The organism is Aeromonas aquatilis (genome assembly GCF_054052405.1).
The window spans coordinates 1-454 of sequence record NZ_JBSTYP010000171.1 but is presented as its reverse complement, the minus strand read 5'-3'; the positions used below and the strand labels follow the sequence as shown (position 1 = coordinate 454).

The following is a 454-nucleotide window of genomic DNA, read 5'->3' as shown; positions in this document are numbered from 1 at the left end:
CGTCCTGGGCCACGTAGTCAAAGCTGACCTTGCCGTTGAAGTTCTCGCCCGGTCTGAAGGTCATGCTGCCATCGGCCGCAATCTCCACAACACCGTCCTTGACCGCAATGCTCTGCGCACCGCCAGTCAGTACCACACCGTTGATGGAGACTATCTTCAGCCCGCCATCCGGCGCCTTGTCGTTGGCCAGCAGGGTCAGGGTCACCGAGCCATCCTCGTTGACCTCATAGCTGTCGTTTACCGCATCGACCGGATCGTCCTGTGCCGCCACCTTGATGCTGACTGTGGCCGTGTCGGTGTCGCCGTCAGCGTCCTTGGCCACGTAGTCAAAGCTGATGTCACCGTTGAAGTTCTCGCCCGGCTTGAAGGTCATGCTGCCATCGGCCGCAATCTCCACAACCCCGTCCTTGACCGCAATGCTCTGCGCACCGCCCGTCAGCGCCACACCGTTGAT

Annotated in this window: 1 protein-coding gene; it reads right to left on the bottom strand. The window is 61.0% G+C overall.

What is annotated here, in order from left to right; all coding sequences use genetic code 11:
* A partial coding sequence (locus ACW5W8_RS23860; RefSeq protein ID WP_498630891.1) for an Ig-like domain-containing protein occupies nucleotides 1-454 on the bottom strand: 454 nt, incomplete at both ends.